Source organism: Bacillus sp. SSR7, assembly GCF_055902415.1.
Window position 1 is genome coordinate 75,649 of sequence record NZ_JBVVXV010000013.1, and the last position, 25,973, is coordinate 101,621.

27 protein-coding genes and 1 riboswitch are annotated in these 25,973 nt (G+C 35.2%); of the genes, 20 read left to right on the forward strand and 7 right to left on the reverse strand.

The window, feature by feature from the left end; genetic code table 11:
• Nucleotides 1-49: 49 nt before the first annotated feature.
• A complete protein-coding gene (locus AC0NJG_RS20645) occupies nt 50-1,012 on the forward strand; it encodes a tubby C-terminal domain-like protein (RefSeq protein ID WP_087996166.1) in 963 nt (320 codons plus the stop codon).
• 175 nt (nt 1,013-1,187) lie between these two features.
• Here AC0NJG_RS20645 and AC0NJG_RS20650 read toward each other — a convergent pair whose 3' ends face one another.
• On the reverse strand, nt 1,188-1,391 hold the full coding sequence (locus AC0NJG_RS20650; protein WP_474063355.1) for a helix-turn-helix transcriptional regulator: 204 nt from the start codon (nt 1,389-1,391) through the stop codon (nt 1,188-1,190).
• Entirely contained in the window at nt 1,379-1,738 is a 360-nt protein-coding gene (locus tag AC0NJG_RS20655; RefSeq protein WP_087996164.1) for a DUF3796 domain-containing protein, read from the reverse strand. Before AC0NJG_RS20655 ends, AC0NJG_RS20650 begins: the two co-directional genes overlap by 13 nt.
• A gap of 179 nt (nt 1,739-1,917) precedes the next feature.
• On the opposite strand from AC0NJG_RS20655, the gene AC0NJG_RS20660 reads away from it, so the two are divergent.
• The 6 genes from AC0NJG_RS20660 to AC0NJG_RS20685 all read left to right on the forward strand — a co-directional run bounded on the left by AC0NJG_RS20660 (nt 1,918) and on the right by AC0NJG_RS20685 (nt 7,590).
• The gene (locus AC0NJG_RS20660; protein WP_000958870.1) at nt 1,918-2,112 is read left to right on the forward strand and encodes a hypothetical protein; all 195 of its coding nucleotides are present in this window, start codon (nt 1,918-1,920) and stop codon (nt 2,110-2,112) included.
• 87 nt (nt 2,113-2,199) lie between these two features.
• The gene (locus tag AC0NJG_RS20665) at nt 2,200-2,925 is read left to right on the forward strand and encodes an ABC transporter ATP-binding protein (RefSeq protein ID WP_000570195.1); all 726 of its coding nucleotides are present in this window, start codon (nt 2,200-2,202) and stop codon (nt 2,923-2,925) included.
• Nucleotides 2,918-4,576: a putative ABC transporter permease subunit gene (locus tag AC0NJG_RS20670; protein ID WP_173602034.1), complete on the forward strand. Its 1,659-nt coding sequence runs from the start codon at nt 2,918-2,920 to the stop codon at nt 4,574-4,576. The genes AC0NJG_RS20665 and AC0NJG_RS20670 overlap by 8 nt, the downstream gene beginning before the upstream one ends.
• Nucleotides 4,577-4,632: 56 nt before the next feature.
• A complete protein-coding gene (locus AC0NJG_RS20675) occupies nt 4,633-5,391 on the forward strand; it encodes an SDR family oxidoreductase (protein WP_087954878.1) in 759 nt (252 codons plus the stop codon).
• Nucleotides 5,392-5,728: 337 nt separating this feature from the next.
• Nucleotides 5,729-6,439, forward strand: a complete 711-nt coding sequence (locus AC0NJG_RS20680; protein ID WP_087954880.1) for a hypothetical protein — start codon at nt 5,729-5,731, stop codon at nt 6,437-6,439.
• Nucleotides 6,440-6,510: 71 nt separating this feature from the next.
• The gene (locus AC0NJG_RS20685; RefSeq protein ID WP_254918720.1) at nt 6,511-7,590 is read left to right on the forward strand and encodes a pyruvate kinase; all 1,080 of its coding nucleotides are present in this window, start codon (nt 6,511-6,513) and stop codon (nt 7,588-7,590) included.
• Between the two features lie 47 nt (nt 7,591-7,637).
• On the opposite strand, the gene AC0NJG_RS20690 is transcribed toward AC0NJG_RS20685, so the two are convergent.
• On the reverse strand, nt 7,638-7,922 hold the full coding sequence (locus AC0NJG_RS20690) for a DUF1292 domain-containing protein (protein ID WP_474063356.1): 285 nt from the start codon (nt 7,920-7,922) through the stop codon (nt 7,638-7,640).
• Nucleotides 7,923-8,072: 150 nt separating this feature from the next.
• Entirely contained in the window at nt 8,073-8,753 is a 681-nt protein-coding gene (locus tag AC0NJG_RS20695) for an NAD(P)H-dependent oxidoreductase (RefSeq protein ID WP_429680987.1), read from the reverse strand.
• 128 nt (nt 8,754-8,881) lie between these two features.
• Here AC0NJG_RS20695 and AC0NJG_RS20700 point away from each other — a divergent pair, with 128 nt between their 5' ends.
• Complete coding sequence (locus AC0NJG_RS20700) at nt 8,882-9,262, forward strand: winged helix-turn-helix transcriptional regulator (RefSeq protein WP_071739585.1); 381 nt, start codon at nt 8,882-8,884, stop codon at nt 9,260-9,262.
• 333 nt (nt 9,263-9,595) lie between these two features.
• Here the strand turns inward: AC0NJG_RS20700 and AC0NJG_RS20705 are convergent, their stop codons facing one another.
• Entirely contained in the window at nt 9,596-10,906 is a 1,311-nt protein-coding gene (locus tag AC0NJG_RS20705; protein ID WP_143881335.1) for a histidine--tRNA ligase, read from the reverse strand.
• A gap of 339 nt (nt 10,907-11,245) precedes the next feature.
• Here AC0NJG_RS20705 and ybaK point away from each other — a divergent pair, with 339 nt between their 5' ends.
• The 6 genes from ybaK to AC0NJG_RS20735 all read left to right on the forward strand — a co-directional run bounded on the left by ybaK (nt 11,246) and on the right by AC0NJG_RS20735 (nt 16,901).
• Nucleotides 11,246-11,722 (forward strand): Cys-tRNA(Pro) deacylase, encoded by a 477-nt coding sequence (gene ybaK / locus AC0NJG_RS20710; protein WP_001992643.1) that lies wholly within the window; start codon nt 11,246-11,248, stop codon nt 11,720-11,722.
• Nucleotides 11,723-12,252: 530 nt separating this feature from the next.
• Complete coding sequence (locus tag AC0NJG_RS20715; RefSeq protein ID WP_063245650.1) at nt 12,253-12,579, forward strand: hypothetical protein; 327 nt, start codon at nt 12,253-12,255, stop codon at nt 12,577-12,579.
• Nucleotides 12,580-12,868: 289 nt separating this feature from the next.
• Complete coding sequence (locus AC0NJG_RS20720; RefSeq protein ID WP_087954884.1) at nt 12,869-13,993, forward strand: helix-turn-helix domain-containing protein; 1,125 nt, start codon at nt 12,869-12,871, stop codon at nt 13,991-13,993.
• A 16-nt stretch (nt 13,994-14,009) separates the two neighbouring features.
• The gene (locus AC0NJG_RS20725; protein WP_087954885.1) at nt 14,010-15,035 is read left to right on the forward strand and encodes an alpha/beta hydrolase family protein; all 1,026 of its coding nucleotides are present in this window, start codon (nt 14,010-14,012) and stop codon (nt 15,033-15,035) included.
• A 197-nt stretch (nt 15,036-15,232) separates the two neighbouring features.
• Complete coding sequence (locus AC0NJG_RS20730) at nt 15,233-15,589, forward strand: ATPase (RefSeq protein WP_087954886.1); 357 nt, start codon at nt 15,233-15,235, stop codon at nt 15,587-15,589.
• Between the two features lie 484 nt (nt 15,590-16,073).
• Nucleotides 16,074-16,901, forward strand: coding sequence for an endonuclease I family protein (locus tag AC0NJG_RS20735; protein WP_053563973.1), 828 nt, complete (start codon nt 16,074-16,076; stop codon nt 16,899-16,901).
• Nucleotides 16,902-17,048: 147 nt separating this feature from the next.
• Here AC0NJG_RS20735 and AC0NJG_RS20740 read toward each other — a convergent pair whose 3' ends face one another.
• Entirely contained in the window at nt 17,049-18,479 is a 1,431-nt protein-coding gene (locus AC0NJG_RS20740) for a YfcC family protein (RefSeq protein ID WP_087954887.1), read from the reverse strand.
• Between the two features lie 201 nt (nt 18,480-18,680).
• Between AC0NJG_RS20740 and rraA the strand changes: the two genes are divergently transcribed.
• From rraA to AC0NJG_RS20770, 6 genes are all read left to right on the forward strand, one after another.
• Complete coding sequence (rraA, locus tag AC0NJG_RS20745) at nt 18,681-19,160, forward strand: ribonuclease E activity regulator RraA (protein WP_087954888.1); 480 nt, start codon at nt 18,681-18,683, stop codon at nt 19,158-19,160.
• A 338-nt stretch (nt 19,161-19,498) separates the two neighbouring features.
• On the forward strand, nt 19,499-21,295 hold the full coding sequence (locus AC0NJG_RS20750; RefSeq protein WP_087954889.1) for a DUF4430 domain-containing protein: 1,797 nt from the start codon (nt 19,499-19,501) through the stop codon (nt 21,293-21,295).
• Between the two features lie 56 nt (nt 21,296-21,351).
• On the forward strand, nt 21,352-22,155 hold the full coding sequence (locus AC0NJG_RS20755; protein ID WP_087954890.1) for a DUF4430 domain-containing protein: 804 nt from the start codon (nt 21,352-21,354) through the stop codon (nt 22,153-22,155).
• 22 nt (nt 22,156-22,177) lie between these two features.
• Complete coding sequence (locus AC0NJG_RS20760) at nt 22,178-23,056, forward strand: energy-coupling factor transporter transmembrane component T (protein ID WP_087996149.1); 879 nt, start codon at nt 22,178-22,180, stop codon at nt 23,054-23,056.
• Nucleotides 23,029-24,690 carry an ABC transporter ATP-binding protein gene (locus tag AC0NJG_RS20765; protein WP_142940744.1) on the forward strand — a complete coding sequence of 554 codons (1,662 nt, stop codon included), beginning with the start codon at nt 23,029-23,031 and terminating at the stop codon, nt 24,688-24,690. Before AC0NJG_RS20760 ends, AC0NJG_RS20765 begins: the two co-directional genes overlap by 28 nt.
• Nucleotides 24,663-25,364 carry an ECF transporter S component gene (locus AC0NJG_RS20770; RefSeq protein WP_087954892.1) on the forward strand — a complete coding sequence of 234 codons (702 nt, stop codon included), beginning with the start codon at nt 24,663-24,665 and terminating at the stop codon, nt 25,362-25,364. The genes AC0NJG_RS20765 and AC0NJG_RS20770 overlap by 28 nt, the downstream gene beginning before the upstream one ends.
• A gap of 168 nt (nt 25,365-25,532) precedes the next feature.
• Here AC0NJG_RS20770 and AC0NJG_RS20775 read toward each other — a convergent pair whose 3' ends face one another.
• Nucleotides 25,533-25,724 (reverse strand): hypothetical protein, encoded by a 192-nt coding sequence (locus tag AC0NJG_RS20775; RefSeq protein WP_000554030.1) that lies wholly within the window; start codon nt 25,722-25,724, stop codon nt 25,533-25,535.
• A gap of 122 nt (nt 25,725-25,846) precedes the next feature.
• Nucleotides 25,847-25,945, forward strand: a riboswitch (SAM riboswitch).
• The last annotated feature ends 28 nt before the right edge of the window (nt 25,946-25,973 follow it).

Sequence of the window (25,973 nt, forward strand, 5' to 3'; positions counted from 1 at the left end):
TATAGTCAATATGGGCAAGAGCTGTGTAACAACTAGAGGTGAATAAAGGATGTTAACGTTTTTATTTGAGTTAGACAAGAATATCCCACAAAAGGATGAGCCGCGGTATGATGCTTATTCAAAGGGTTTTATCGAAGGGGATGTAACAATTTGCGCGAGTGACAGCGTACTTTTTCAAAAGTCACGTATGAAGGTTGCAGAGCTAGGCATTTATTTAGGACAGTGGATGGAGCAAGTGCAACACGGGCAGAACGTACATATGAATTATGAAACGCCTGACCGTGATGAGATTATTCTTGCTTTCTCCTATGAAGAGGAGAATCAGTGGAGAGTTTCTTCCAGCTGGCAACAATTTGAACTTCAGGAGAGTATTTCTACTACAACATTAGTAAAGAGCGTTGGGCGTTATTTATATGAGCTAAATAAAGAACTGCGCGCGATCGAATATCCTGTGACGTTTGATCAGTACTTAAGAGGAGAGCAGGTGATGCAGCTTTCTTACAAACGACTGTGTGATAGTAAGGCGGATACGACGTCAATAGAGGTTTATAATGAAAGCGAAAGAGTAGGCGCAGTACGGGGCTATTATAAAAATACGTTGATGAAAGTGTTAGACTTTATTCCGAAAGTCGGTAGTAATATCATTTATGAAATAAAGGATAATAAGGACAATATTCGCGTTGTTGCAAAGGATGTAAGTAGGCAGCGCCAAAGAAGGATTTTAGTAACGTACAAAGATAATCATGATGCAGAGCATGAAATACTTGTATGTGACGGAAAGTTATTGGATGCAAATTTCTTATTTACCTTTACGTATAAGAGAGAAGAATATGTTGTTCATAAAACTACTTTTGGGATGGGAAAGTTATTACGAAAGGGCTATGTAATCGCAGATTGGAATATTCGTCTTGAGGAAGATATGTATCACATCGAGATGAATGTATACGATGAAGATTATATAGAAGACCAATATTTACTGTTGGGCGTATTTCATGCGGTTTTGTATGGATGATCGTTGTATAAATGAAAAATACCGGTATTCTTTGTGAAAAGAATGCCGGTATTTTTTATCTCACTTTAATGGGCAGTAAGACCCCCACCTCAAAATGCAGCGAAAGCAAAGAATTTAGGTGGGGGTCGGGCTGCCCATTAAAGCCCGATTGGTGAGGGATGATTAAAGTTTCACTTTATTCATCCTCAAAAATAAAAATTTCATCAATCGTACTATGAAGTGCCTTCGCTATATCGTGAGCAAGCTGTAAGGAAGGATTATATTTTCCTTTTTCAAGGTGACTAATTGTTTCACGACGTACACCAACGCTCTTTGACAAATCTTCTTGTGTCATGTTCAATATAGCACGGTATTCTTTTATTCTCGTTACGAACGCCATGGTGCATCTTCCATTTCGTCAACAGGTTTATCGTAAAAGAACATAGAGAACCCGAACGTAAGAATGAGTGTGCCGAAAATAAGGGCGATATCAATTTCTTGTAGCATCGGGTTTGGAAATAACATTTCAATAAACAGAATGATAGCAGTGGTTAGTAATGTAACGATAAAAGCATTGCGGCACGATTTATTGACGATTTGTTCAAATAGTTCATCGTGTTGAACCGTTCTGTACGTTGTGAAAAAGGAGAAAAAACAAAACATAGTAAACAATCCTTTTTCATAAAAAAAGCCGAGGAAACCGAAGAAACCGAGAAACCCTAAATATTTTATCCAAGTTGTTTTCATGATAGATTCTCCTTTCAATGTTAGAAATAAATCACGTTATGTTATAAATATATCACATATGGATATAAATGGTAATAATAGTTTTCCAGTTTACTTCATAATAATAGTAAAAAGAGGAAATATACTGCGAAATAAAGAGGATAATATTGTAAAATGGTTGTAAGGAGGGGGAGGAAGGTATGCTAACTTGGATCATGGTCGTTGTATTACTTGTAGTGATTACTGTAGTCGCGACGGTGTTAATTGGGCGAAATGGTGATGCAAATTATAGTAAAGCGACAAAGGGGAATATTAGAAGGCTTACGATGATTTATATTATACTAGCTGTCGTTTTAATCGTTGGATTAGGTTTGTATATTTATTTTAAAGGTTAAAAAACTGAAAAATACAAAAATCTGAAAATAGAAGTATGCTATAATGTTGATATAGTTATTTGGTAATTAAGGAAAGGATTGGATGGAATGATTGAGATTACGAATGTGTCAAAAAGTTATAATGGGTCTACCTATGCAGTAAAAGATTTAAGCTTATCTGTGCCTAGCGGAGAAATCTTTGGGTTTTTAGGACCGAATGGTGCGGGTAAATCAACGACAATTAAGATGATTACTGGTATTCATGGGGTGGACAAAGGGACGATTACGATTAATGGTATAGATATTATGAAAAATCCGATGGAAGCGAAAAGGACGTTTGGTTATGTCCCAGATAGCCCAGATATGTTTTTACGATTAAAGGGAATTGAATATTTAAACTTTATGGCAGATATGTATGAAGTGCCGAAAGAAGTACGCCAAGAACGAATCGAGTCTTTAGCGAAGAAATTTGATCTTTACAATGCGTTATCGGATCAAATTCAAAGTTACTCGCACGGTATGAGACAAAAAATCGTTATTATTGGTGTGCTCGTGCATGAGCCAGATGTATGGATTTTAGACGAACCTTTAACGGGGCTTGATCCGAAATCTGCATATATTTTAAAAGAAATGATGAGAGAACATGCAGATAAAGGAAAGATTGTATTCTTCTCTACACACGTATTAGAAGTGGCCGAAAAATTATGTGACCGCGTCGCGATTATTAATAAGGGGAATTTGCAGTTCAAAGGGAATTTAGATGAAATGAGAGATCATTTTAAATCCAACGAATCACTTGAAAAAATGTTCTTGGAGATGACGGGCAATGAGTAAAATTTGGACGTTAACGAAAGTATTATTGAAATTAAATTATGCAGATTTCATAACAGATAAGAAGAAGCGATGGGCATATGTATTTTCATTTGCAGCTATTTTATTTGTCGGCTTTTTAATATTTGGTTCTATCACGCACGGAATGTATGAGGGAATGATACATTTAGGGCAAGACCCAGGAATGATTGTCGCAATGGGACTTGCGATTGCGAGTATATGGGTATTTTTAATGAGTATAACGAACATTTTAACTGTATTTTACTACAGCAATGACATTGAAATGTTATTACCATTACCATTAAAACCAGCGCAAATTATTTCGGCAAAATTTTTAACAGTATTAATTACACAATACGTAATGAGCTCATTCATTTTACTACCAATCTTTATTACGTACGGTTTAAAAAGTGGCGCATTTATTACATATTACATATACATGATTTTTATTTACTTACTTTTCCCGATTGTGCCGTTAGTATTAGCTTCGTTACTGATGACAGTTATTATGAGGTATACAAATATAGGGAAAAATAAAGACCGAGGAAATATATTTATTGGAATCGTAAGTATACTATTTATTGTAGGGATTAATGTATTTTTGCAGTGGAAAAATAAAAGTTCGTTTTCTGAAGATGCAATTACAAATTATCTTGCAAACAACGAATCTTCTCTTTTAGTACAAATGACAAATTATTTTCCAACTACATATTTTGGAGCAGTGGCGTTAGTAGAAAATGCAAATTGGAAGGGTCCTTTATATGTAATAATCTTTGCACTTATTTCATTTGTATTTTTTGTGTTGTTTTATTACATTGCAGAGCGTACATATTTAAAAGGGGTTATTGGACTTTCAACGAGTACAGCAAAAAAAGAGGTCATTTCAGCAGAAGGTTTACAAAAATCAACGGTACAAAGTTCACATTTGAAAGCGTATGTGAAAAAAGAATTTAAAACGTTATTCCGTACACCACAATTTTTCTTGAATTGTATCGTACAAACTTTCGTTATGCCGATTATGTTGTTCTTCGTTTTATTTGTACAAGATGGAAATTTAAAATGGATTACGAGTTATATTAATAATCCAAAATCAGCAGGTCTTGCAATTGGCGTTGGCCTTTGTGCATCGCTATTTTTAATGGGAAGTAACGTCATCGCAACAACATCATTTTCACGTGATGGAAGCTCTTGGTTTGTGAATCGTTATTTACCTGTAAAAGCTTCGGATATCTTTTTTGCAAAAGCAATCACGGCTTGGTTAATTAATGTAATTATTTTAGCAGTGTTCGGTATTACGATGGCAGTTGTAGCGGGAATTTCTCCTGTTTTCATGTTACTGTGGTTTTTACTAAGTGCGAACGGCTTACTGTTAATTAATTTAATTGGTACACGCTGGGATGCACAAACTGCAGATATACATTGGGATACAGAGCAGAAATTATTTAAGAGCCGATATACAACTTTGTGGAATTTTTTAGCTAATATTTTAATAGCTTTAATTATTGTAGCGGGAGTAGGTCTATTATACTTCTTCCTTCAAGTAGGGCTGTGGGTTATGTTTATCGTTTTATTTGTAATGTTTACGATTGTAAATTATATCTTTATTAAAATGTTAAAATTAGGTGCAGAACGTATATTGTCAAATATTGAATAAAAAGATAGATCCTCTGTATTCGTGCAGAGGATTTATCCATAGGTGGAGGAGAAAAGGTGAAGAAAATAGCAATTGTAACAGGGGCAACTCGTCTGAATGGAATTGGTGCAGCTGTATGCAAGGTGCTTGCTCAAAAAGGAATAGACATTTTTTTCACGTACTGGTCTCAGTATGATAAAGCGATGCCGTGGGGAATGCATGAAAAAGAGCCCTTTTTGTTGAAAGAGGAGATTGAAAGTTTAGGTGTTCGATGTGAAATGGCAGAAATCAATTTATCGCAGTCATATTCGCCAAACCGTTTGTTTTATATGGTCTCAGAACGGTTAGGTGATCCATCTATTTTAATTAATAATGCAGCGTATGCTACTCATACGAGAATCGAAGAATTAAATGTAGAGCAGTTAGATAAACACTATACAGTAAATGTTCGCGCTACTATGTTATTAAGTTCATTATTTATAAAACATTATGCAAGCAAGGCGAGTGGCAGTATTATTAATCTTACTTCAGGGCAGTCACTCGGGCCAATGCCTGATGAACTAGCATACGTAGCGACGAAAGGAGCAATTGAAGCATTTACAAAATCAGTAGCACCAGTTGCGATGGAGAAGGGGATTACAGTGAATGCTGTTGATCCAGGACCAACGAATACAGGATGGATTACAGAGGAGCTGAAGCATCATTTAGTATGGAAGTTTCCACAAGGTAAAGTAGGAGAAACGGTGGATGCAGCGCGCGTAATTTCTTTTTTAGTCAGTGAAGAAGCAAAATGGATTACAGGGCAAATTATTCATTCGAATGGTGGTTACTCATAAAATTATTATGTTAACAATTGTTGAGAAACAAAAAAACGAAAGAAAATTTTATTTTTTGTATAAATAAAATGTCAAGAAAGATAAAAATTTGATAGAAGAGTATGTCGTCATATGAGGATCGTAATGCTTCATGTGACAATATATTCTTTTTCTTTTCCTGCACAGAAGAAAAATGAAGTAGAAGAAACTCGAATATTCAAATTGATTTATCATTTTTTGTACGTATTATTATGAAGATTACTGTCGGAAAAATGATAATTCGTATGAAAAGGGATTTTTTACGGGGAAATCGAATCGTAAAGGGGAGGATAAATTACGTAAACATAGGGGGATTTATATGAAAATGAAAAAGGTCGCTATCGCATCGATAACAATTGGTACAATGCTTACTATGGCAGCTTGTAGTCCTTCAGCAGATAAAGAGAAAGAAAAGAAAGAGCAAGTAACAGCGCAAAATGAAGGAGAATCAAAAACGACAAGTGCAGATGAAGCGTCAAAAACAACGAAAGATACTGAAAAAGAAACAAATACTTCTTCAAATGAAAAAACAGATAAAGATGCAAAAAATACGAAAGAATCATCAGGAACAGAAAGTAACGGTAAAACGTCAACTCAAAATGAGAATGTAAAAACAAAAGAAAAAGAGACGACAGGAAAGACGAATGATCAAACGACTAGCGGGAAAACAACAGATCAAAGTACAAGTACAAACTCAGACGGAAAAACAACGAAAGATCCGAAGAAAAACGTAGCGGTGAAAACAAATGTAAAAGAAGTTGCTGCATTAATTGATAGCTTAGACAAGCAATTAGCTGCTAATCCAAAATTAGAAACAGTAAATAAACTTGGAAAACAAATTAATGCAAAGTGGGATGTAATCGAGAAAGAGTTAGAAACATCACACCCAGCTGAATCTAAAACAATCGGACAAAGTATGTATCCGTTAATTGTAGGAGCGGAGAAAGAAAAGATAGATATTACTAAAATGAAGTCATTAACGACGAAAACGAAAAAAGATTTAAATCAGTTATTAACGAAACTTTCGTAGTTTCAAAAGCCTACTTGTGTGAGTAGGCTTTTTTTACGTTGAGAGTGTAATGAAAGTTTATGGGAATCCTAATGAAAAAGGATGGTGGAAATATGACAATCGATCGAATTTGTACAATTGGTCCAGCAAGTAATAACAAAGAAACGTTAGCGCAGTTAATAAATAATGGTATGAAAATTGTTCGGCTAAATTTATCACATGGGACGCATGAAACTCATAAAGATATCATTCATTTAGTGAAATCGTTAGATGATTCTATTAAAATTTTAGGCGATGTACAAGGTCCTAAAATAAGGTTAGGGGAAATAAAAGGAGAACAAATTGCGCTTCAGGCGGGAGATTCTTTTATTTTACATACGCAACCAGTTACAGGGAGTAGTACGGAAGCAAGTGTTGATTATGAAGGAATCGCGCATGATGTGAAAGTCGGAAGTAGAGTTTTAATGAATGATGGTGAAGTTGAGTTAATCGTTGAGAAAGTAAGTACGGATACAATAGAAACAAAGGTGAAAACAGGTGGTAATATCTCATCTCATAAAGGGGTGAACTTACCAGGCGCAATCGTTCGTTTACCAGCTATTACAGAGAAAGATAAAAAAGATATTCAGTTTCTTTTAGAAGAGGGTGTTGATTTTATCGCATGTTCTTTCGTAAGAAAACCTAGTCATATAAAAGAAATACGAGATTTTATACAACAGTATAAAGAAACGTCACCTAATTTAATTGCAAAAATAGAAACGATGGAAGCGATCGAGAATTTTCAAGATATATGTAAGGAAGCAGATGGAATCATGATTGCAAGGGGAGATTTAGGAGTTGAGTTGCCGTATCAATTTATACCGCTCTTGCAGAAAATGATGATTCAGGAATGTAATCGAACGAATACATATGTTATTACAGCGACACAAATGCTGCAATCCATGGTAGAGCATTCTATTCCAACAAGGGCTGAGGTGACTGATGTGTTTCAAGCTGTAATGGACGGAACGAATGCTGTTATGCTTTCTGCTGAAAGTGCGTCAGGCGAGCATCCGATTGAAAGTGTAAAAACATTGCGCCTTGTTTCTGAATTTGCTGAGCATGTAAAAAAAGATGGTCCTGTTGTGATGAAAGATGTACTGGAATTACTGCATAAGTCTTTGGATGCGTGATAAATAAAAAGAGGGCGGATATGCATCCGTCCTCGTCTGTTTCATTCCTATTCTTCTTGCTCTTGCTCATCCAAAATGTTTTCAAACGCAGCGGATACTTTTTCAAACTCTTCATCATTCTCAATGTATGAGAATTCGCTATCTTCTTCTACTTTTAAAAAGAAAATATCAATGTCTTCCTCAGTTTCTGTTTGGATATCTTCAACAAAGGCAACTGCAATATATTCTGCACCTTCGACATCCATCGCTCCAAGTACTTCTACTTCTTGCTCTTCGTTATTCTCATCACTAAGAGTAAACACTTCGCCAACTTCAATATCAGACATATTCATTCTCCTCCTGTCCAACTCTAATAAATAGAGTGTTTAAACTGCATACATACTAATATAGTTTTCCATGAAAAACTAATTTCATACATAAGAAAAATGAACTTCTACTTCTTTCGTATGTGTATGCAGCTATACGGAGCGCATGTTATCTTATTAAATCCATTCAACAATTGCATCCATCGTCTGTCTTGTTTTATCACGTTTTGGCTCTTCTTTACGGTAACCAAAGGCAACCATAACAGATACTTCAAAGTTATCTCCATTGATAATGCCTTCTTGACGAAGTAAAGAATCTACTTTCTCTTTATCAAATCCTTCTATTGGACAAGAATCAATACCGATTTGAGCTGCGCTCGTCATCATATTACCTAAAGCAATATAAGTTTGCTTAGATGCCCAATCAAATACAGCACGGTCGGATTGTAATAAGTTAAAATCTGATTCCTGGAACTTTTTGAAGAATTCATATCTAATTTTTTGCGTGTCTTCAGGCAATCCAATAATATCGTTCATCATATATTTAATATACTCTGCATCATAATGCATATCTTTCATGTTTCTTGAAAGAACAATGACAAAGTGACTAGCTGTTGCAAGTTGCCCACTAGCGCCCCATGAATACGGTTGTAGTTTCTCTCTTACTTCTTTATTTTGTACGACAATAAATTTCCAAGGTTCATAACCAAAAGAAGAAGGAGATAATCTGCCTGTTTCTAAAATGAATTTAAAGTCCTCTTCTGAAATTTTGTGCATAGGATCGAACTCTTTACATGCATGTCTGAAATGAAAAGCCTCCATAATTTTTTCTTTTGTAATTTGATTTGTATTTGTCATAAAAGGTCCTCTTTTCATTCATTTATTTTGTAAGTAAATTATATTTTTAAAGTAACATAGACACAAGTACGCACATTTATGTGGTATAGTATCAAAAAAGATACTATTGATAAGGGAAGGGATTTATTATGGATTGTTCGAATGAAAATAATATAAATTACCCATTTCTAAATAAATATTCTTGTCCAGTGGAAGCTATGGTTGAGGTTATTGGTGGGAAATGGAAAGGGGTTATTTTGTATCATTTATTAGATGGTACAAAGAGGTTTAATGAATTAAAAAGATTAAAACCTAATATCACACAAAGAATGTTAACACTGCAGCTGAGAGAACTTGAAGCAGACGGCATCATCCATCGTGAAGTATACCGTGAAGTCCCTCCGAAAGTAGAATATTCGTTAACTGAGCTTGGTGAATCACTACGTCCAATGATTCTATTAATGATGGAATGGGCAACTCATAATATGGAGAAAGTTTTGGAGAGTAGGAATGCACAAAATAAAAGTTAATAGATGAAAGTGGTATAGTAGAGACGGATATGAATTTTTCTTGAATTGGTAGTGGAGTTAGAAAACCATATATTATCAAAATAGGGAATTGGATGTTAAAGCTTTGTAGGATTAAACTGATTATAATTATTTTATGTAAACTAAACACCCGATTATCTATAAAATGAAAAAATCTATGTATCGTTGATATAGTGTAAATTATGATAGATATATTCAAAAAATCGTTAATATAATTTCACTTATGAAGGTGTTGTTTATTAAGGGAAAAGGGCTGCCATGCGCGGACAGCCCTTTTTTTGTTGACCGGATTTACATTTTGAGAATACTTCACAGTCATAACGTAGTAGGCATTGTAAAATACTTATTCAATGTATTATCTTTCAAAGAAGAAAGCGGAATCTTCACCTCACTACCTTCCTTCATATCCCGTAGCACAACAGTGTTTGTACTAAGTTCTTCTTCCCCAATAATAAGCACATAAGGGATATTCTCTTTATTGGCATAATTAAGGGCACGTTTTAATTTACGTCCTGCTAGTTCGAGTTCGACTTTTAAGGAAGTGGTAGAACGTAATTGCTGGGCGATTTGTAAGCATTGTAATTCTGTTCCGAGCGGGATGATAAATACATCCGCTGTAGATGATATCGTTTCTTTCTGTGATAGTGCTGTATAAATAACGTCTAAACCGAATGAAATACCGACTGTTGGATAATTCATATTATCACCACGGAATGCCCCAATAATATTATCGTATCGCCCTCCGCTACCGATGCTAGATGTAATTGATCCATCTTTTAAAAAGATTTCATATACGGTGCCTGTATACATTGTGAGTCCTCGGGCTAAAAACGGATTGAATATCGTATTTTCATTTATTCCGAGAGCGATTAAATATTGCTGTAATTGTTGTAATTCGTTTATTCCTTCGGCAACGAGTGGATTATTGAAAGCTTCTTTAAAGTCAGCAATTGAAAGCTTTAGACAAGATAAAACGGTATTACATATCGTATCAGCCATTTCTTCAGAAATTCCACGCTCTAATACATCTTTTCGTACACCATCAATCCCAATCTTTTCGATTTTGTCTAATGATAAAATGACGTCACTCGTTAACTCAGTAGGAATGTTAATGGCCTGGAGAATACCGTTTAATAATTTTCGGTTATTATATTGAATCGTTACTTCTAAGTTTAACGTTCGGAACAGTTCAAATGCCATACTCATAAGTTCAGCTTCTGCCATGACAGATTCTACACCGACTATATCAACGTCGCATTGTATAAACTCACGAAATCTCCCTTGTTTAATAGGGCCATCTCGAAATACTTTCCCAATTTCATACCGTTTAAAAGGAAGGCGGATGTTCGGATTCATCGCTACGACTTTTGCGAATGGAATTGTTAAATCATATCGTAAGGCAAGGTCGCGTTTTCCTTGATCCTGAAGTGTATATATTTCTTTTAATATTTCATCACCACCGCCGTACTTGTATGACATAAGCTCATACATATTTAATGTTGGTGTCTCTAACGGTTTACAGCCATAACGTTCAAACGTATCCTCACAAGCTCTTTTCATTTTATTTCGCAGCACTTGTTCCTCTGGTAAATAGTCTTTCGTTCCTTTTACATTTCTCATTTCCATCATAATCACTCCTTTTTAAATTAAAAAAAGCTATGCAGGTATAAAAATACCCACATAGCTTTATGAACGCTTCGTGGGTCAACAGGAAAAGCCCTGTACCCACGAAGAAAAATTTTTCTTCGGATACACGGCGTTACGTATGATGATGAAGTTGGAAAGAAGTATTAACATTTCGCATTACAAATCTCTCCTTAACATAAGTTTTTCCAAATTATATCAGATAATTTTTGAATTATCAATATTTTTAGTTTTGAAAAATACGTGAAGTTATGTAGGAGAAATGGAAAAGGGTGTATAATAAAACTTAATAATATGAAATAACCTTTTAAGGAGAACGTTATGAAAAAAGATAAAACAAATGCGATGCGAATATTAGATAAAGAAAAAATTGAATATTCGATGATGTCATATGATCCAGACGATGGGAAAATTGATGGCGTATCAGTAGCCGAGAAAATTGGACGAGAAGTGAGAGAAGTATATAAAACGTTAATTGCTCAAGGGAATAGTAAAAATTATCATGTGTTTATTATTCCAGTAGATGAGGAATTAAATTTAAAAGCTGCCGCAAAAGCAGTAAGTGAAAAGAAAATTGAAATGATTCCTGTAAAAGATATTACGAAAGTATCAGGATACATTCGCGGCGGTTGTTCACCAGTCGGAATGAAGAAGTTATTTTCTACATGTATCGATGAAAGCGCCCAATCACTTGAAACGATGATTGTAAGTGGCGGGAAAATAGGTATACAAATTGAACTTAAAGTGGATGACTTGGCGAAAGTGACGAGAGCGCAGTTTGGTGAGATAACGAAATAATGATACATAGGAAAAGAAGTTCTAGTTTTATTAAGTTTAGATAAGAAGTTATAGGATAGTTAGTCCATTATGGGGCTAATTGTCCTTTTTATTTACATACTGGATAAACTGAATCATTTGTTTGGCTTTGGGGGGAGGACTTTAAATAAACAAGAAGAGTTACTCACAAAGATAGACAAAGGAAGGGAGAGTGTTTTAATGAAAGTTTAAGACATGCCATAAGAAAGCGAATATTCGGGAATGCCAGTATGTTTGAAAAACCTATGCTAAGAGCATGCAAGATTATATACAGTTTTTTTGCTAATCCAGTAACAAACAAGAACACTAAAACGATACCAGGATAGGAATGTATAAAACATGTATAGATTCATAGAAATAAAAAAGAAGGTTCCCTTGTGAGAGCAGGGTTCTCCTTTTTCCTTGCTACTGATAATGAGACGTTATGTTAACTGAACAGGTATATGTTATTCATCCAAAATTACACAAAGTTGTCTTTCCTGATGGTACAATTAAAATCAAGGAGGGGTATTATGGGAATTTTTTATGTAATACCACTTTTTCTTATATTTGGCACTGCAACATTTTTATTTATCAAGTCTGGTTCACCAAAAATTAAAGATAAAAACCTATCATTGATAATGATCTTTCTAGGGATAAATCTAATTACAATTCCAATGGCTTATTTGGTAGGTTCGTTTGTTTCTTATACACATGAGGCCTCAACAGAATTTACATATAATAATCCACTTTATTTTTGGAAAGGATTTTTCTTTATTCAAATAATACCGCTTTTCATGCTATTTATGGCTTTAATATGGTGGTTTATCCGTAAGGGCAAAGAAAAAATCGACATATAGAATTTTAAAATGACTTCCGCTAACGAAAATCATGCAAATAAGCTGTTCACTAAATTCCCATAGAAAACTGTGGTGAGATGAAATTTTTGATTTTACAGTACTTCAAAATCTTAGCTAGATGGCTATGTATCGGTAACCCACAATAAAAAGGCAGGAACATATTAAATATGTTCCTGCCTTTGATTTTAGAGGGGTGTTTCCTAACAGTTGATTTTGTTAACGATAGTCGACTTTAAATCCATATTTTGTATAGAATATAGTACATATAATAAAAGTATGAGGTGATACAGTGAGAGAGATTCAGATTCATAAAATTATTGCGGATAAGAGAAAAGAAAAGGGAATTACGCAGGAAGAGTTAGCGGCGTATATCGGTATTACGAAGGCGTCTGTTTCCAAATGGGAGACGGGGCAGAGTTATCCGGATATTACATTTTTACCACTGTTAGCATCATACTTTAACATTAGTATAGATGAACTAATTAGTTATACACCGCAAATGAAACAGGAAGATATTAAAAATTTATATCATAGACTCGCAGAAGCTTTTAGTGAAGAACCGTTTGATGATGTAATGATAGAGTGCAGAGGAATCATCAAAAAATATTATTCTTGTTTTCCGTTATTACTTCAAATGGGACTACTTTTTATTAATCACCATATGTTAACAGAGGATACGGATAAAAGAATTGAAATTTTAGAAGAAGCAATGTATCTCTTTAGCAGAGTGCAGGAAGAAAGTGACGATGTTTCTCTTGTGAAAGAGGCGGTATCGTTTCAAGCAACTTGCTATCTTATACTCAATAAACCGAATGAAGTATTGGAATTGCTTGGCGGAACGATACGTCCTAACGTTCCAGAGGAAGAGCTAATCGCACAAGCGTATCAAATGCTTGGAAATGCTGAAAAGGCAAATGAAATAATGCAAATTAGTATGTACCAACATTTGATGCAATTCGTTTCGACAATACCGAGTTTTGTATTAGTAAATGCCTCAAACAAAGAAAAGGTAGAGATGGCTTTAAATAGAGTCTTTAAATTAATAGACACTTATGACATAGAAAAATTACATCCGCATATGACTTTAAAAGTTTATTATGCTGCTGCGCAAGTATGCTGTATGCATGAAAACTATGAAAGAGCATTAGAAATGTTACGGAAATATGCAGCGGTTTGCGCGGCGAGCTTTACAGTAAATAGTCTACATTTACACGGTGATTCCTATTTTGATGCAATTGATGAATGGTTTGCAGAGTTTCCGCTCGGCGCTAAGACGGTCAGAAATGAAGAAATTATAAAGCGGAGCATGTTACAAAGTATTGCAGAGAATCCAATTTTCGAATCAATGAAAGACTTAATAGAGTATAAAAATATTGTAGCGAGTTTGAAATTTAAATTGGATATAAAAGAATAGTGGGAGGACAAATATAATGACCTTTGACGAATATGAAGTAGCGATAAATAGTGAATTTACTTTGTATGGAACGATTACAAAGCCGAAAGCTGACGGGAAGTATGCTGCCGTTGTCATTATTGCTGGATCTGGGGAAATTGATCGTGATGGAACGATCGTACCGTTAAAGCTTGCGTCGAACGTATATAAAGATTTAGCACATACAATTGCGAGACTTGGAGTAGTGACGCTCCGCTTTGATAAGCGCGGAGTAGGAAAGAGTGACGGAGAATTTCTGAAGACTGGAATGTGGGATTTAGTTAATGATATAGAGGCTACGATTACGTATTTAAAAGAACAACCATTTGTTGATCCAGAAAATATTATTTTAGCTGGTCATAGTGAAGGGGGTATGTTGGCAACTGTAGTAAACGCAAGAACACCAGTTAATGGGCTTATCCTTCTTACAGGGGCTGCGGAATCATTAGAAGAGGCTACAAAAAGACAAAGAGAAATTGCATATAAAGAACTAAAAGAGCAGAAAGGAATAAAAGGAAAACTAATGCGCCTTCTCAATGTAGAGAAACGCGGAGAGAAGCAAATGGAAAAAATAAAAGAGAAAATGATGAACACAGAAAAAGATACGATTAAAGTTGGTTTTAAACCGATGAACGCAAAGTGGTTTAGAGAGCATTTTCAGCATGACATCTATAAAGACTTACAACAAGTAACATGTCCAGTACTAGCTATTGCTGGTGATAAAGATATTCAGGCTGATCCTGAAAGAGCGAAGCGGATCGGTGATTATGTGAAGGGTGATTCTGAAGTATATGTAGTACAAAATATGGATCATAGTTTGAAAAGTTTTGAAGGTGATTTTAAAGCATTAGAGTTTAAAAAGAATTATGAAGAAGGGGCAGGAAAGCCACTACATCCAGAGCTGGAAGAAATAATTGTAAATTGGCTGGATACACATTTTATCTCGCAACATGCGGGTAGTAAGATTCCCGGCTCAATATTAGGCGAAAGTGAGGAAGTCGGAAGGGAGAGGAATTGTCTGTAAAAAAACGGTTGTTGTAGGTTGATTTAGTTTAGTATATGAATTTATTTTTTGCGAATTCATTCATTATAAAATGTTCGTTTTTATTAATTAACGAGATAAAAACGAACATTTTTTTATTTTAAATAAATTGGGTAATTAAACTATAACATCACTATATTTCGTTGAATATCATAATAATATAATGGAGGTGATGTTATATGGCACTTACTACAGGACCAATTGAAAACGTAGGAAATCAACCTGCTAATGCAAATAGAGTTAGGGTGAAAATCCTTAACCGTACTGCGGGCCCGCTTACTGGAGTAGCTAGAGTTTTTAGACTTGACGGTTCATTAGTGTTGATTGAACAGGTAAACTTCAATGTGAATTCTAATGCTTCTACTTTTGTAACTCTAAGTTTAGTTCATCCTGCTTTTGGACAAGCATTTGAATATGAAGTTCAAATTGTTCCTAATCAACCTGGTGGACTATATAGTGTTTATGGGCTAACAGCTGAAAGTGTTATTATTACTGCACAACGTGTTGTGAACTCAGAATTGACACAGTTTCTTTAATTAAAATAGATTGGTGCCTACATGGTATCCAATCTATTTTTGTACGTATTATTCAGAGAAAGAAAGATTTTACACAAAAATAAAGACAGTTATGGAAAAAGGAAAAGTTGAGCTATCATCTTGATTTTTATTATTTCTGTCTTAGACTGTATCGGTTTTGTGGCATGGTTTTCTTTGAATGTTTTTTAAGTATTTATCGAATATGCATTATTGCATAAATAAATTTATATTTATAAGTTAATATTAAACTACTTTTTAGTTGTAAAGAATATTTTAATAATCTTTATAAGAGAAGGGTATTCCTTGTTAAAAGTGAAATTGTTTGGAATGTGAATAAACAAAAAGTTTAGAAGTGATACAGACTCAATAGAGTCTTGTATTAAATAAACAGAAAAGGGGTATGGGTTTCTAAAGAGTTTTTGGGGGGTAGAAAGCATTTTTTAGTCAATAGCTTCAAATTATATTTTAAAGGGGAAATGGGTATATGAAGTTTCGAAATACAAAGATTGCTATGATTACACTATCTTCATTTTTTATTTTAGGTTCTGCATCTCTATCATTCACAGATACTATACACGGTGAAGTGGCTCCTGCATCAGCACAGGAGATTATTGTAAAAAGTTATGACGATACATATTATAATAATGCAATAGGAAAGACCGGTTTAGAATTAAAGAAGGAACTGCATAATATTATTGATAATCATACAAAGTTATCATACAGTGCGGTATGGGAAGCACTAAGAGATACTGATGAAGATCCAAATAATAAAAATAATGTGATACTCTTATATACTGGTCGTTCGCAAGGGAAACTTACGAATGGCTCAGGAGTAAATAACTGGAACCGAGAGCATGTTTGGGCAAAATCACACGGTGACTTTGGAACGACTGCAGGACCTGGAACAGATTTGCATCATTTAAGAGCGACGGATGTATCTGTAAATAGTTCACGTGGAAATCTGGATTTTGATAATGGTGGCGTGAATCATTCAGAAGCGACAGAATGTAAATATGATAGTGATTCTTGGGAACCTCGTGATAGTGTAAAAGGAGATATCGCTAGAATGCTATTTTACATGGCAGTTCGTTACGAGGGAGACAACGGTGAAATAGACTTAGAACTAAATGAAAAGGTGAATAACAATAAAGACCCATACATGGGCAAACTATCCGTTTTACTAAAATGGAATGAACAAGACCCGGTCGATGATTTAGAGAGAAAGCGTAATGAAGTGATTTTTACGAAATATCAACATAATCGTAATCCTTTCATTGATCATCCGGAATGGGTAAATAAAATTTGGAACTAAAATACTTAAAGGTATTTTACTTTGAGAAAAGGGATTGATCATTATGATTAATCCCTTTTTATATCTATACTAGAATAAGTGATTTTTATAGAATTGGAGAGGAAAATAGGATAGATATTTTATCAAGTTAAGTATAATACGAATCTTTTAATACGGTCCCCACTCAATATTCACACCAACAATAAGAAAAATAAGTCCAATGATAAACCAGATCAATGCAAGTGGCGCCATGAATCGAAGCCATTTTCCATAAGAAATGCCGCTCGCTGCGAGAACGCCCATTAAAACACCGGAAGTTGGATTGAGGCAGTTCACTACACCTTCGCCGAGCATAACAGCTTGTACTGTAACTTGGCGTGTAATGTGCATGAAATCAGCTAATGGAGCTAATATCGGAATGAAAATAACAGATTCACCTGTACCGGATGAAATAAGGAAATGTAATGCGGCACTACTTACGTACATACCGATCACGCCAAATATCGGGCTTTGTCCTTCGAGAGACTGTGCGAGTTGGTTAACGATTGTATCAAGTAATTTACCTTGTTCTAAAATGACTGAAATACAACGAGCCATTCCGACGATTAGAGCACCGTATATGAGATTTTGGCAGCCTGTTAGAAAAGTAGAAGCGATATCGTTTGCTTTCATACCACCTATTATTCCCGCTGTAATGGCGATGAAAATAAAGGTAGCGGTCATTTCTGCGTCTGTCCAATGTAGACGGAAAGCGCCTATTAAAAATACAATTAAGGATAAAGCTGAAACGAGTAAAATCAATTTGTGACGTATTGTCCAAGGAACTTCAGTTTTCTCTATTTCTTTCTCACTTGAAAGAGCATTACTTGGAAACCAGTTGTCGCCGAGTATGCTTCCTTTATTCGATTTTTTCAAGCGTTTTATATACCAATTAATATATAGAATGGTAGCCAATAAAAAAGAGATATAAATTACCGTACGTAAACCAATTCCCGAAAACATCGGAAGTTCTGCGATTTTTTGTGAAATGCCTAAAGGTGAGGGAGATAAAATAGTAGCATTAAAACCAGCATAAGTGCCTAAATAAATAATTGCTACGCCAACGATAGCGTCCCATTTTAATGTGCGTGCCACGATGATACCAATGGGTATAAAGCCGATAACTGAGTTAACGATAATACCAGTCGTTCCGAGAATAGAAAAGAGCGCGGCGACAATACATATGAAAAGTAATTGCTGATTACGAAATTTGTTAATAACATGATAGATTAAACCGTCAAGAGCACCTGTTTTTTCAAGAATCGCAATAGCACCACCCGTAAATAAAATTAAGAAGATGATAGGAGCAGCAAGTGTCATTCCTTTTTCAATAGCAGTAAAAAAAGAAACAAACCCTACTGGCGATTGTGGAACAGAATGATAACTTCCTGGTATTGTCGTTGTAACAGTACCGTTAGTAACTCTTTTAAATTCTCCAGCAGGAACGAAATAAGTAGCTATTGCACAAAGTAAGGCAATAAAAAATAGTAGTACGTACGCGTCAGGCATTTTAAACTTTCGTTTACTAGTCTGTTTTTTTGCCTCGGTCTGTAATTGCATAAAACCCCTCCTTTTTCACTTTATTAATTTTTAATATTCTGAAATTTATCTGTGAAATCGATTATAATAAAGGTTGCTTCCTAAGGCAATAGTTTTTCTATCCTTTTCACGCACATACAAATTCTTGCAACAGTAGACAGGGAAACGAGAATAATCAAAGAATATGTTATATAGAAAGAATAAGGAAAAGAGGGAAAAAAGATGTGGAAAACTACGGATCTATGTGATGATTTTGAAAATGAATTGCAAATATGTCGCCAGTCTTTTCGGTCTTTTGGGAAGAAAGAACAATTTTACGGGAAAATTGCAACTGTAAAAGTGAAGGATGATAATGTACTAGTGAAGGAAGGGTTGCAAACATTATCAGAAGGAACGGTATTAGTTGTTGATGGCGGCGCATCTACGAATTGTGCGTTACTCGGTGATAATTTGGCAGCTATTGCAGAAGAAAGAAAGCTAGCAGGAATTATTGTGAATGGATATGTTCGTGATTCTAGTGAACTAAAGAATGTTAATATAGGTATTTTAGCGTTAGGAACAATGCCGAATAGAAGTGTAAAAGAAGGGAAAGGAGAACGAAATATTTCATTGCAATTTGGAGGAGTAGAATGGAAGCCGAATGATTATGTTTATGTGGATGAAGATGGCGTCATTATTAGTGAAAAAAGTTTGCATCGTTAAAGGTTAGTAAGTTACTATTCTTAGAAAATAAATACGATAAAGCATGGACAAAATTCTATGTCAATAGTAAAATAATACAGAAATTTATAATTTACAGAATGTATAGGTTTATCGTTTTACGATAACTTAAATGGAAGTCAGTTTTGCCTAGAAAAGTGAATGTTATCACAATGATACGTTCATGAACAAAATTATTTTTCCTATACAAATATAGCCGCGAATGATGCGGGTAGGAGGTGTTGCACAGTTTGTTCGACACTTACAAAAAAAGAGTGTCAATTGCACGCCCTTGAAGGGCCTTTTTTTGTGTGAATAGTAGTAAGGGAGGAAATTTTGGGATGGCAATGTTAAAAAAATGGCTGCTTACGTCGTTAATGGCAGTTACACTTGTATTTGTTTCTTTTGCGAATACAGTACATATTACGTTTGCTGAAGGAAATACAGCAAAACTTGCAATTGTTGGTGAATCACAAAAGGGCATTATGTTATGTCCGAAAGAAGAGCAAATTGCAGATGGGGAAACAGCTTTAAGTTTGCTACAAAAAGTCATGGGGGACAAAGTAGAAGCTGAAACGATGTCGTTTGGAACGTATGTAAAAGGCATTGACGGCTTAATGGCCGGTGCTACAAGTGGCTGGCTGTATGATGTAAATGATAAATCTGCAGAAGTTGGAGCGGATAGTTATAAATTAAAATCTGGAGATGTTGTTGTTTTCCGCTTTGTTTCAGACTGGAGCAATATGAGTCAAGAAACATTACAACAAACATTAGATAAATTTGGTACTTGTAAAACGGTAGAAGAACCAAAGACAGATGATCCAAAACAAGAAAAACCAGAAGAACCAAAAACAGATGATCCAAAACAAGAAAAACCAGAAGAACCAAAGACGGATGATCCGAAACAAGAAAAGCCAGAAGAACCAAAGACAGATGATCCAAAACAAGAAAAGCCAGATGGAACAAAAACAAATGATGAAAAACAAGAACAGCCAAAGCAAGAGAACATTCAAGTTCCAGCAGCACAAGTAAATGACGCAATCTCTAAAACATCTGAAAAGATGTTACAAGATGGAATTGAAAGCGATTGGGTAGCTTTAGGTCTTTCTCGTTCTGGAAAGAATGTTCCAATCGAGGCGAAATTAAATTATGTTAAGGCTGTAACTGAAAAAGTAGAAAAGCGTATGAACCGTTTTTCAGCGACAGATTTAGCTAGAACGATTATTATGATGAATGCAATGAATGCAGACCCAAAAATGGTAGGCGAACATAATTTAGTTCAAAAATTGTACGAATCAGATAAAGTGAATTCTGTTACAGGTTATACATTTGCTTTACTTGCATTTGATACGAAAAAATATGAAATTCCAGTAGATTCAAAATGGAATCGAGTTGCTTTAGTAGATGCACTTTTAAACGCGCAACATACAGATGGCGGCTGGACTTACGATAGCGCAAGCAGTAAAGATAGTGCTAGTAGCGTTGATGTAACAGGTATGGTTTTATCAGCATTAGCTCCTTATCAAGAGCGAGAAGATGTGAAACCAGCTGTGCAAAAGGCTGTTGCATACTTATATAATGAACAACTAGAAAATGGTGGTTTCTCTGCTGATGGACAAGTAAATTCTAATAGTGCTGCACAAGCAATTATTGGATTATCACTAGTGAAAGATGTAGATCAAAACCGTCTACATAAGGCAGTGCAAAATCTATTGTCATATCAACTTCCAAATGGTGAATTTAAATGGTTACCAGGGGATCAAACCGGTAGCGGAATGGCAACAGAGCAAGCATTATTAGCTTTACTTCAGTTTAAAGACCTTGGAAAATCGATTTATGACTGGTCAACTGAATCTGTTATTGAAATCGATAAGAAACCAAATGTAGATTCAGAAAATGTTGTAGTAGAAAAAGAAGTTACTGAACAACCAGAAGAACAAAAACAAGTGCAACAAGAAACAAAAGATGACAACTTAAAAGTTGTTGTTGATAACGAACCGGTTAAACATAAAAAATCTGGAAACGGTAGCACACTACCAAAAACAGGAGCATCTTCTCATAGTGCAGCTACAGAAGTAGGTATGGGTGTATTATGTATTGCTTCTGCATATGTATTATGGAGACGTAAAGCAGCTTAACAAAAATTAGGAGCAATCATTTGCTCCTAATTTTATTATGAAAGGTGAGAGACAACATGAGTAAGATGAAGTGGTTTATTTCTTTACTGCTTTCACTTGGGTTACTTGCCGGATGTGAAGAGGCAGCTGTAAAGCCTGAGAAGAAAGTAGAACCAAAGCAAGAAGAGGTAGCAAAACAAGAAGAGAAAAAAGATGAAGCGAAACCGGAAGAAAAGCCGGAGGAAAAACAAGCTGAACAAGATCAAAATAAGCAAGACGAACAGAAAGAGAAACAAGAACAAAAAGTAGAAGAGAAGCCGAAAGAAGAGAAACAACAGGAACAACCGAAAGAGCAACCAGCTGTAAATAAGCAACCAGAACACCAAAAAGCACAAGAAGAGAAACAACAGCAACAACCGAAAGCACAAGAGGTAAAAGAAGAAGCGAAGGTTGTCAATCAACCGAAAGAAACACCGAAGCAGGAGCAGAAAGTTGATCCGAATAAAGAGGAGAAAACGATACCGACTCCGCCAGTACCAACTCCTGAACCACCAAAACCAGATTCAGTACCTAAACCGCAAGTAAAACAAGTTACCATCTCAGTAAAAGGTAATGAAGGATACTTATTAGGTGCGAGAAAAATGGATGTACAAGAAGGCGATACAGTGTATAAAGTATTGCAGCGTACAGGTTTAGATGTGGATGCGAGTGGGTCTAAAGGCGATGTTTATGTAAAAGGTATTAATGATTTATATGAAAAAGATATTACCGCTACTAGTGGCTGGAAATATCGTGTGAACGGTGCATTCCCAAACCATAGTGCAGGTGTAGTGACAGTGAAGCCAGGAGATACAATCGAGTGGGTGTATGTATTAAAATAAGAAAGGCATTTGGTAAAGGACTATGAAAATAAGTTTTTCTTCTTTACATCCTTTTGTGAATTTTTCCTATTATATTGGGGTGATGATACTATGTATGATGTGTCTTCATCCCCTTTTTTTAATTGGAGCAATACTATTAATCGTTATAATCAATGTGATGCAAGGGAATAGCGAAAAGATAAGAAAGATGTTACCGGGCACAATCATTTTTTTTATTATGGTCATTTTATTTAATTCGTTATTCACGCATAGAGGGCGAACTACGTTATTTTGGTTAGGTGATAGTCGGATTAAGCTTGAGGCGATTATGTTTGGAGTAGTAATGGGGTTATTACTAGTTGCAATTATGTTTACGTTTGCTTCGTATAATGATATTATTTCAAGTCATAAATTTTTATATTTATTTTCTAGAATTTCACCGAAAGTAGCATTGTTAACGATGATTACAGTGAGATTTGTTCCCTTGTTTATGAGGCGATTACAGAAAATAACACTCGTCCAAAAAACGAAAGGTGTACAAGTAGATGCAGGTTCCATTGTTGAACGCGTGAAAAATGGTATGCAATTATTGCAAGTATTATTAATTTGTTCATTAGAAGATGCATTACAAACGGCAGATTCTATGCAAGCTCGTGGATTTGGTGTAACGAAACGTACGACTTATATTCGGTATAGAATGGAAAGACGCGATTGGTATACGCTCAGTTATTTAAGTATTCTATTTATAGCTGCTATTATATGTAGTACGTATGGCGGAGGGAAGTTAATCATTTATCCGAAAGTCGAATCGGTTCTATTTCAGCAATACGATGGGATGATGTTTGTCGTATTAACGATGTTTATTAGTTTACCAATTATAATGGAAGGACGGGAATGGATATGGTGGCGCATGCAGAAATAAACAATTTATCATTTGTATATGCTGATGAAAACGAAAAAGCGTTACAGCATATTTCTCTTTCTATTCAAAAAGGTGAGTTTATTGCACTTGCTGGAGGATCGGGATCTGGGAAGACGACTTTATTAAAACATTTTAAAAAAGAATTACTTCCAATTGGTAAGCGTACTGGGGATACATATTATGATGGTACTTTATTAGAAAATGTACCGGATTTGTTATCTGCCCAAGAAATTGGCATGGTATTTCAAAATCCAGAAAATCAGCTCGTAATGGATACGGTCATTCAAGAATTAGCATTTTCTTTAGAAAATATCGGATTACCATCACACATTATTCAAAAGAGAATAGCTGAGCTTATTAGCTTCTTAGGATTTCAAGATTTATTGCACCAATCTGTTCATACGTTATCTGGTGGGCAGAAGCAGCTTGTCAATTTAGCTGCGGTATTAGTGATGCAACCGAAACTATTATTATTAGACGAACCAACGGCGCAGTTAGATCCAATTGCTGCGAAAGAATTTTTAGGATTATTAAAACGTATTAACGAAGAACTTGGCATTACAATCGTTTTAAGTGAACATCGTTTAGATGAAGTAATTCCGCTCGCAACGCGCGTTATTTGTATGAATAACGGCCGAATCGTGTATGATGGTAGTCCGAAAATGGTTGTAGCGAATATGTGGGAAGTAGAAAAGTTCCGTCCATTTATTCCGCAAATTCCAAGATTATTTTTAGAGTGGAATGCGAAAGATATCCCGTTTACAGTGCGAGAAGCACAAATGAAAATGAATGATTTTTCAGCGATATCATATGTGAACGGGCCAATAGAACAAAGTGAAAAGCAAGAAGTCATTTTAAGTGCAGAGCATATTTCGTTTCAATATGAAAAAAATAGTCCGCTCATTTTACGAGATTTAACCGTATCGATTGAAAAAGGAAAATGGGTAGCTCTCGTTGGAAAGAATGGGACAGGTAAGTCTACACTGTTAACGATTTTAGCAGGGTTACAAAAAGCGAGAAGAGGGAAAGTAAAGTGGAATGGAAAAGTGATACATAAAATTGATTCGAAAGAACGATTTAAAAGTATTGGGTATGTTTCACAGCATCCGTATTATCATTTTACATTTGATACAGTGTGGGAAGAAGTGTATGAACGTGCAAGCGAGTTATATGGAGAACAAGGAAAAGAAATAGCAGAACAACAGCTTAAAAAGTTTTGGTTACATGCGCTTAAAGAACGACATCCACATGATTGTAGCGGGGGAGAGCAACAACTTCTTGCATTATGTACAACGTTATTATCAAAGCCAATGTTATTATTACTTGATGAACCGACAAAGGGATTAGATCCGTGGAAGAAAGAAAGAGTAGGAGAGCTATTTAGGAAGTTGCAAAAAGAAGGTACAACAATTGTAATGGCAACGCATGACATTGAATTTGCAGCGAAATACGTGAATCAATGTATGATGTTATTTGATGGAGCAGTTATTATGAATGATGCACCGAAAGAATTTTTTAGTGGAAACTTTTTTTATACAACATCTATTAATCGATTCATTCGAAAAGAATTGCCATATGCATTAACGTGGGAGGATGTGTACGAAGCGTGTCCAAACGATATGTTGCATTCATAATATGTATTTTCGCAGTAATAATAGGCACATTACTCTTTACTACACTTATCATGGATGGGTATTACATGTTAAGTAGTTTGTTTATATTAGCGGTTATTATGTTACCTTTCTATATCCGTTTTGAAAGAAAGGCGTTTGTTTCACGTGAAATTGTTCTCGTTGCCGTATTAGCGGCAATTGCAGCAGTTAGCCGCGTACCATTTTCTATTTTACCGAGTGTACAACCGACTTCTTTTGTCATTATCGTTTCTGCAATTGTGTTTGGAAGCGAAACTGGATTTATGATCGGTGCAACAGCGGCTATCGTATCTAACATTTTTTTAGGGCAAGGTCCGTGGACGCCGTGGCAAATGTTTTCATGGGGTATGATTGGTTTTATAGCAGGCTTACTTCGCAATACATTTTTAATGAAAAAGTTATGGGGGAGACTACTATATGGGTTCTTCGTGGGCTTTTTATTTGGCTGGATCATGAATTTCTGGGGGCTTCTCGGTTTTATACGTGAAGCAACGTGGGAAGCTGTCATTTCATATTATATCGCAAGTTTTTATTTCGATTTGAGCCATGCGATTTCAAATGTTGTGTTCTTACTACTATTTAGTACGTCTTGGATTACGATTCTTACAAGATTTAAAAGGAAATACGGCATATTAGATGAGCATAACATGGCGTAGAAAAGCATACTCATATAAGGTAGGGTCGCGACTTACATATTCGTTTGCCTCTTTCATGCTTCTTACATATTGTAAGGAGCATTTTTCTGTATATTTTTTTATCATAACGGCAATAATTATGACGTATGCCATTTGAAAAAACTTCCCACCTTATGATGGGAAGTTTTTTCACTCTTGTTCTAAAATATGAACGGTGTAATCGCAGCGTTGAATAGCTTGTTCAATCGCATAAAGGGATTGCTCAATACGAGCGCGATTAAAATCTTTTTCAACAGTCTGTAATGCTTCTTCTAAACAATGTTTTGCTTCTTGTAATGATTGAAAAGAATCTTGTACATATCCGCGAGCATTTTGATGCATTTCATAATCCTCCTTGCATACTCATATATGTATAGTATGAACAGTAAAGAAGAAAATATAATTCGTTATATTTGTTTGACAATTAAAATGAAATTACGTATAGTAAGAATTAAGTGAATATTTTCTTATCCAGAGAGGTGGAGGGACTGGCCCGATGAAACCCAGCAACCGCGATGCAGGTGCTAATTCCAGCAGAACATATTTGTTCTGGGAGATAAGACGAAGATATATACGTAACTTCTTCTTATC

What these genes read in the sequence shown, in the direction of transcription:
- AC0NJG_RS20645 (WP_087996166.1), top strand. Translation starts at nt 50, where the DNA reads ATGTTAACGTTTTTATTTGAGTTAGACAAGAATATCCCACAAAAGGAT.
- AC0NJG_RS20650 (WP_474063355.1), bottom strand. Translation starts at nt 1,391, where the DNA reads ATGGCGTTCGTAACGAGAATAAAAGAATACCGTGCTATATTGAACATG.
- AC0NJG_RS20655 (WP_087996164.1), bottom strand. Translation starts at nt 1,738, where the DNA reads ATGAAAACAACTTGGATAAAATATTTAGGGTTTCTCGGTTTCTTCGGT.
- AC0NJG_RS20660 (WP_000958870.1), top strand. Translation starts at nt 1,918, where the DNA reads ATGCTAACTTGGATCATGGTCGTTGTATTACTTGTAGTGATTACTGTA.
- AC0NJG_RS20665 (WP_000570195.1), top strand. Translation starts at nt 2,200, where the DNA reads ATGATTGAGATTACGAATGTGTCAAAAAGTTATAATGGGTCTACCTAT.
- AC0NJG_RS20670 (WP_173602034.1), top strand. Translation starts at nt 2,918, where the DNA reads ATGAGTAAAATTTGGACGTTAACGAAAGTATTATTGAAATTAAATTAT.
- AC0NJG_RS20680 (WP_087954880.1), top strand. Translation starts at nt 5,729, where the DNA reads ATGAAAATGAAAAAGGTCGCTATCGCATCGATAACAATTGGTACAATG.
- AC0NJG_RS20685 (WP_254918720.1), top strand. Translation starts at nt 6,511, where the DNA reads ATGAAAAAGGATGGTGGAAATATGACAATCGATCGAATTTGTACAATT.
- AC0NJG_RS20690 (WP_474063356.1), bottom strand. Translation starts at nt 7,922, where the DNA reads ATGAATATGTCTGATATTGAAGTTGGCGAAGTGTTTACTCTTAGTGAT.
- AC0NJG_RS20695 (WP_429680987.1), bottom strand. Translation starts at nt 8,753, where the DNA reads ATGACAAATACAAATCAAATTACAAAAGAAAAAATTATGGAGGCTTTT.
- AC0NJG_RS20700 (WP_071739585.1), top strand. Translation starts at nt 8,882, where the DNA reads ATGGATTGTTCGAATGAAAATAATATAAATTACCCATTTCTAAATAAA.
- AC0NJG_RS20705 (WP_143881335.1), bottom strand. Translation starts at nt 10,906, where the DNA reads ATGGAAATGAGAAATGTAAAAGGAACGAAAGACTATTTACCAGAGGAA.
- ybaK (WP_001992643.1), top strand. Translation starts at nt 11,246, where the DNA reads ATGAAAAAAGATAAAACAAATGCGATGCGAATATTAGATAAAGAAAAA.
- AC0NJG_RS20715 (WP_063245650.1), top strand. Translation starts at nt 12,253, where the DNA reads ATGGGAATTTTTTATGTAATACCACTTTTTCTTATATTTGGCACTGCA.
- AC0NJG_RS20725 (WP_087954885.1), top strand. Translation starts at nt 14,010, where the DNA reads ATGACCTTTGACGAATATGAAGTAGCGATAAATAGTGAATTTACTTTG.
- AC0NJG_RS20730 (WP_087954886.1), top strand. Translation starts at nt 15,233, where the DNA reads ATGGCACTTACTACAGGACCAATTGAAAACGTAGGAAATCAACCTGCT.
- AC0NJG_RS20735 (WP_053563973.1), top strand. Translation starts at nt 16,074, where the DNA reads ATGAAGTTTCGAAATACAAAGATTGCTATGATTACACTATCTTCATTT.
- AC0NJG_RS20740 (WP_087954887.1), bottom strand. Translation starts at nt 18,479, where the DNA reads ATGCAATTACAGACCGAGGCAAAAAAACAGACTAGTAAACGAAAGTTT.
- rraA (WP_087954888.1), top strand. Translation starts at nt 18,681, where the DNA reads ATGTGGAAAACTACGGATCTATGTGATGATTTTGAAAATGAATTGCAA.
- AC0NJG_RS20750 (WP_087954889.1), top strand. Translation starts at nt 19,499, where the DNA reads ATGGCAATGTTAAAAAAATGGCTGCTTACGTCGTTAATGGCAGTTACA.
- AC0NJG_RS20755 (WP_087954890.1), top strand. Translation starts at nt 21,352, where the DNA reads ATGAGTAAGATGAAGTGGTTTATTTCTTTACTGCTTTCACTTGGGTTA.
- AC0NJG_RS20760 (WP_087996149.1), top strand. Translation starts at nt 22,178, where the DNA reads ATGAAAATAAGTTTTTCTTCTTTACATCCTTTTGTGAATTTTTCCTAT.
- AC0NJG_RS20765 (WP_142940744.1), top strand. Translation starts at nt 23,029, where the DNA reads ATGGATATGGTGGCGCATGCAGAAATAAACAATTTATCATTTGTATAT.
- AC0NJG_RS20775 (WP_000554030.1), bottom strand. Translation starts at nt 25,724, where the DNA reads ATGCATCAAAATGCTCGCGGATATGTACAAGATTCTTTTCAATCATTA.